The following is a 6206-nucleotide window of genomic DNA, read 5'->3' as shown; positions in this document are numbered from 1 at the left end:
ATAGCCGCATCGAAGACCTCATGCCGTGGCGATTCCGCAAAACGTCAAGCCAGCCTCAATAGGGTTGCGGCTAAGCGCTTACGCCTCGCGAGGTCGCCGAGATTATCGGCCGAAGAGGAGGCAAATCACGGGGTGCCGCAACCACGGCGGCCTGGTTGGCGCTATTTCTCGATTGGCGAATTTACCTGGCACCTGGGGAGAAAGCGATGGTGCTGCTGTTAGCGGCCGATCGGCGCCAGGCGCGCGTAGCGTTCCGCTTTCTTCGGTCGCTGATTGTTGATCACCCCGAACTTCGTAAGCTGGTGGTGTCGGAAACGCAGGAGGCCATTGAGCTTCGAAACCGTGTCGTTATCGAGGTCACGACGGCGTCTTTCCGGACAATCCGAGGATATTCGATAGCAGCTCTGGTCGCGGACGAAATTGCATTCTGGTTTGATGGCGAGGCCTCGGCTAATCCCGCTGAAGAGGTGCTCGCGGCGGCACGGCCGGCTATGGCAACAATGGGCCCAAATGCCCTCTTGCTATTGATGTCTTCGCCTCATGCGCGTCGCGGCCCGCTTTGGAAGGCTTTCTCCCGACATTACGGAAAGCGGGACGCACCCGTATTGGTTTGGAAGGCGCCCAGCAAGACAATGAACCCGTCGTTGCCTCAATCGGTAATCGATGAAGCCTACGAGCAGGACCCGGCCCGGGCTAGCGCAGAATTTGGTGCCGAGTTCCGGGTCGATCTCGAAAGCTTTCTTGACCGTGATGCAGTCGAGGCTGTGGTTGTCCCTGATAGATTCGAGTTGCCTCCCGTGCAGGGTGAGCAATATCATGCCTTCGTAGATCCAAGCGGCGGATCCGGCGATAGCATGACGCTCTGCATCGCACACCGCGACGGTAAGTGCGCCGTCGTCGACGTGGTGCGAGAGGCGGCGCCGCCCTTCTCTCCGGATAAGGTAGTGGCCGAATTTTCGGCCCTGCTCAAGGTATATGGCATACGCCGAGCCGTCGGCGACAAATACGCCGGCGTATGGCCGGGTGAGCGCTTTCAGGTTTACGGTATCGAGTATGAACCCAGCGCCAGACCAAAATCGGAACTCTACTCCGAACTATTGCCGCTCATCAACGGGAAGCGCGTCGAGTTACTGGATCACAAGAAACTGATTGCACAGCTTTGTAGCCTCGAACGTAAGACGGCACGCGGCGGACGCGATACCATCGATCATCCGCCGAATTCACACGACGACGTCGCGAACTGTGTTGCCGGCGTTGTTACAAGCCTTTGTCGACCGAGGATCGAAATCGACACTGACATCGGCGGCATTATTTGCGTTCCTGCGGCCCCCCGCATATTGTGGTGATTATTTGGGCGACGGCACTATCTCGCTTGCACGACTATCAGACTGCCACTGCTAGCCAGCCTTCTATTGTATTCGATCTCCGCTAGCGTCGATTTCATCAGGCCGAGCTCCAGAAGCCGCCACAACAACGATCAAGCGCCTGTCGTATCAGGCGATAAGGGGAGGCCACATCGAGGCTCGAGTCTGCTTGTCTTCGTCTGCTAGGTGCATAGGACCGAAACGACCCGGAGGAACGGGGCTCCTCCGAACTGCACCTGCTAAGACATTGAATTGAATGCAATGCATAGGAATGCGTTCAGAAACCGCGTGCTTAGCCTACGGCGATTATCTACGGACTAGGCGCAAAATCAGGCCGTGACATCCGGGGCGCGATCCAACGAAGTTGATATCGGTGCTTTCCGCCAGCAAGATGCCGTTGCTCGAGTGTCTGACCTAACGGCGTGAGCAAGTTTGAACGTGCGAAGCCGCCTAGCTTACGCTTACTTGAGTCGTCCGTTTCTGAGAGCGCGCGTCAATGCCGACATCGAAAAGCTAAGTCATTCTGTCTGCCGACACTTGCGCGACGCGCGAGCGCTCGAGAGCAGCATCTATGTACGTCGCGTGTCGCGTCGATCGGCCATGCGCTACAATTGGTCTAACGGGGGTTGGCCCACCCAAATTGTTCAAATTGGTTGTATGTTTTTCGAACTAGTCTAAATCGATTCGAGGCTGGACACACTATGCACCCGATCTTCTCCGTACGCTCTGAGGAAATTCAAAGACTTACAGACGTACAAGCACGAGAATTGATCGCGAGACTATGCAAATCGGAGCTACGGGCCAAGAGCATCTCAACCGCGGCGGTAAGTTGGGGAGGAGATCAGCGAGCTAAGGATGGAGGTGTCGACGTTAGGGTTGATGTAAGTCCACCGCTCGGGATCGGCGGATATATCAAGAAGGATCGCTGCGCATTCCAGGTGAAAGCGGAGACGTTTAGCGCGTCAAAGATACCGGGTGAAATGGCACCGAAGGGCGTCGTGCGCCAAGCGTTAACGGACCTTGCAGCAAGCGGCGGCGCTTATGTCATCGCCTCGACGAGGGATAATCTTTCGGACAGTTCGCTGGCTGATCGTAAGGCCGCGATGGAGCTATGTTTATCTAGCTTTTCCATGGCCGGAAAAATTGAGGTCGATTTCTTTGATTGTCGCCGCATTGCGGATTGGGTCGAACAGTTTCCTGCGATGGTTATCTGGGTGAAGGTAGCTTCCGGCAAGCCTCTAGTGGGCTGGAGGCCGTATGGTCCCTGGGCATATCAAGAAAGCGACGCCGACTCTGAATACCTCATCGATGATCGAGTGAAGGTTTTTGTCCCAGATGCTGACGAAGGGAACGATGTCTCATCCGCCATAGCGCGCCTTCGAACGGATTTGAGCAAGAATGTATCCGTTCGGATGGTGGGCTTATCCGGAGTCGGAAAGACAAGGCTTGTCCAGGCTTTGTTCGACAAGCGTATATGCCCGGGCCAGCCGGCGCTTGATTCAGAAAACGTGATCTACGCAGACTTGTCGGATGCCCCCACACCGCAGCCGGGCATGATGGTTGAGGCTCTCGTTCAATCGGATTCCGACTGTATTGTCGTTGTCGACAATTGCGGCCAAGACGTTCATCGCAGGCTGACCGAAATTGCAAAGCGACCGGGAAGCAAAATACGACTTATCACTGTTGAGTATGACATTCGTGACGACCTGCCAGAGGGCACTGCTTGCTACCGTCTTGAGGGGTCTTCTGACGAGATAATCAAACGCCTTCTCAAGCGCCGGTTCAGTCTCCTTTCGGAAAATGACCTCGACAAAATCGCAGAGTTCTCCGATGGCAACACCCGAGTGGCCTACGCCCTTGCGTCCACGAGCGAGACAAGTGGCGAGCTTGCCCGGCTCAGAGATAGCGAACTCTTCCACCGGCTTTTTCATCAGAAGAATGTTGAAAGTAGCGAGCTCTTGAATTGTGCTGAGGCTGCCAGCCTTCTGTATTCGTTCGACGGTGAGGATACATCCCAAGGCTCCGAGATAAGCATTTTTGCCGGGTTGGTTGAAGTCTCAGAAGTAGCATTTCTGCGCAGCGTCATGCAGTTGCAGAGGCGGGGTCTTGTCCAACAGCGCGGCAAATGGCGCGCCGTGCTCCCTCATGCGATTTCCAATCGTTTAGCGGCAATTGCGGTGGACGCATATCTGCCCGAGCTCCTGAACCGCCTCTTGGTTGAGGACGCATCCGAGCGTGTGGCCCGATCGTTCTCTCGCCGACTCGGTTTCTTGCACGAGTCAAAGCGGGCGGTCCAAATGGTGTCATCATGGCTAAACCCCAGCGGATGCCTCGGCGACTTGACAACTTTGAACGACCTTGGTCGTGGAATGTTCAACAATGTGGCGCCAGTAAGCGAAGAGGCCGCGTTGGCCGCTTTGGAGCGGGCCGCTGTGAACAGCAAGTTCACATCTACGGAAAACTATAGCCGACGCGAGTTCGCTCGTGTCGCGCGATCGATTGCGTATGATTCTCGATTTTTTGACCGAGCAGTGCATATACTCATCTGTTTAGCCTTGGCCGAACCGGATGATTATAACTATGAGCCGGTTCGCGATGTTCTCAAGTCATTGTTCTTTTCCCGTCTCTCTGGGACCGAAGCCAGGTCCGCACAAAGGTCCCAAGTAGTTCGAACGCTCTTATTCTCGGCTAGCGAGCGGGAGCAAAAACTAGGGTTAGTGCTCTTGGATGCGGCGCTGGAGGCTTGGCATTTCACGTCTGTGCACGGATTTGAGTTTGGTGCTCGAAAGCGGGGTTTCGGGTGGTGGCCTCGAACTCAGGAGGAAGTCCGGGAGTGGTACACACCCTTCTTGGATATCGCGGTTGAGATCGGCGGCACGAACTCTCCCCTTGGCCGAGAGGCGAGGTCGGTTCTAGGTGCATCGGTTCGTGGCCTCTGGGTGCGAGCCCGATTGACTGATGAGATCGTCAGAGCCGCTCGTGTGCTGAAGTCTGTAGATGGCTGGCCAGACGGCTGGCTGGGAACGCGGCGCATACTTCAGTTGGACAAGGGTGCCCTCAGCACAGATTCGCTTACGCAGCTTCTACTGCTGGAGCAGGAACTGGCACCGCGTGATTTGAGGGCCCAGATCGGTGCTAGAGTCATCGCTCGCGGGTCATTCGCGGATGACGTCGATCTACCCGATACAGGGGATGGGCGCAGCGCCGATGCCGCTTCCCGGTTCCGTGCGTCCGAGAAAGCGGCTGAGAATCTTGGAAAGGCTGCAGCCCACGAAGATAATCTCTTCGTTGAAATCCTGCCGGACCTGATTCGTACAGGCACCAACAGCAAAGTTGGGAGTTTTGGGTTTGGCATAGGACAAGAATGCGCCAATGTAGCTGGCTTGCTGGAGAAAGTCCGCGCTTTGATCATCGACTCTGTATCGGGTTCGGTGAGTTTAATTCTTGTTCGCGGCGTACTCTCTGGCTGGAACAAAGCGGATCCGGCTGGAGTGGCGTCGTTCCTAGAAGACGCGCTCTATGACGAAGTTTGGGGTAAATGGTTTCCTGAACTTCAGTTCTGTGTGCAGCTCGATGCTAGGGGTTACGAACGTTTGTTGAAATCGCTTGAGCTGGGTAAGTCTCCCATATGGCAGTACCAGTATTTGGGCCTGGGTCGAGCAACCGATCCTCTATCGATCGAGCAGATTGCAAAGTTGGTCGACGGCATATCCGCGAAATTGGACGGCCTTGAGGTTGCTGTCGATGTACTCGGGATGGTCATTCACTGTGCAGCAGAGAAGAATGATCTATACCGCAGTGAACTTGGACGCCTCTGTATTAGTTTCCTTCGAAACCTCGGTTGGTCGAATGTTCGCATTGACAACGATCGCAGCGAACACGACTTCGATGTAATCTTGGAGTTCGCTCTCGGCGCGGCAGACGCAGATGCCGAGAAGTTGGCGGTCCTGCACAATCTGATGGTATTTGAACGATCCTCGCGGCGATCCTACTACCAACGAGGCCGACTGCTCGCCCCCTTTTTCAAGCATTTGCCTAAAGAGACGCTCGATGCGATTTATGTTCCAGACGAGGACGGGACATACCGCACGGCTATGAGTGTCGTCTCCAAAATTGATAGCGACAGACGGGAAACGGCCGTTCAGAGCGTACCTACTGATGCACTCATCGAATGGTGCGGGACATCGCCGCCTGACAGATATGCCTTCGCCGCTGAAACGTGCCGCCTTTTCGAAAAGGGATCCGATGACGCCGGTCCGCTAACGATCTCCGATGTGGCAGTGCGCATCCTCGCGTCGGCGGATCAAAGGGCGAAGATTCTCAGCATCTTTATCAGGCGTTTTCGACCCGCGACTTGGTCCGGCCCACTCTCGATCGTCCTTCGCGAACGCTTGCCTCTGTTGAGTAAATTGAATCCCACGGGAGATTCGGCGATGAGCGCACAGATCGACGAAGCTCGGAAGGAGTTCTTGGATTGGATCTCCAAAGAGGAAAAAAAGGAGGAAGCTGAGGAAAGGGCACGAAGCGAAGGCTTCGAGTAGGCTCTAACACAGATGGTTCAACCCATCCGACATTCGGCAGGCTCCGTTGATGTTTGAAGCGATAGGCAGCTCAAGGATGTACGATCCACGGATCACCGCTCCTCCATACCAACTTGGCTATGCAGTTGGTATTTCTATGCTTCTCGAACGAGATGCCGTTATTTCCCATCGAAGCTACGGTCGGAAGCTACGCTTTCTCGAATTGTGGTTCGACGATAAAGCTGGACCTCAGAGTGGTGGTTGCGGCAGTGCAAGCCCTTGAAATCGGAGATGCCATCGACCCGAAGTGCTTCTGCCGGTT

At 55.3% G+C, this 6206-nt stretch carries 2 protein-coding genes; both read left to right on the top strand.

Going from position 1 to position 6206, the window contains the following annotated elements; genetic code table 11:
• The first annotated feature begins 206 nt into the window (after positions 1–206).
• Entirely contained in the window at positions 207–1346 is a 1140-nt protein-coding gene (locus IVB32_RS40940) for a hypothetical protein (protein WP_247413160.1), read from the top strand.
• A gap of 998 nt (positions 1347–2344) precedes the next feature.
• On the top strand, positions 2345–5905 hold the full coding sequence (locus IVB32_RS40935; RefSeq protein ID WP_247413159.1) for a hypothetical protein: 3561 nt from the start codon (positions 2345–2347) through the stop codon (positions 5903–5905).
• Positions 5906–6206 lie beyond the last annotated feature (301 nt).

The sequence above is a fragment of the Bradyrhizobium sp. 23 genome (assembly GCF_023073295.1).
In the GTDB taxonomy this organism is placed as follows: domain Bacteria; phylum Pseudomonadota; class Alphaproteobacteria; order Rhizobiales; family Xanthobacteraceae; genus Bradyrhizobium; species Bradyrhizobium canariense_D.
This window is presented reverse-complemented; position numbering and strand designations above follow the sequence as displayed.

Coding starts and splice junctions, on each gene's coding strand:
- IVB32_RS40940 (WP_247413160.1), top strand. CDS start 207: ATGGTGCTGCTGTTAGCGGCCGATCGGCGCCAGGCGCGCGTAGCGTTC.
- IVB32_RS40935 (WP_247413159.1), top strand. CDS start 2,345: ATGGCACCGAAGGGCGTCGTGCGCCAAGCGTTAACGGACCTTGCAGCA.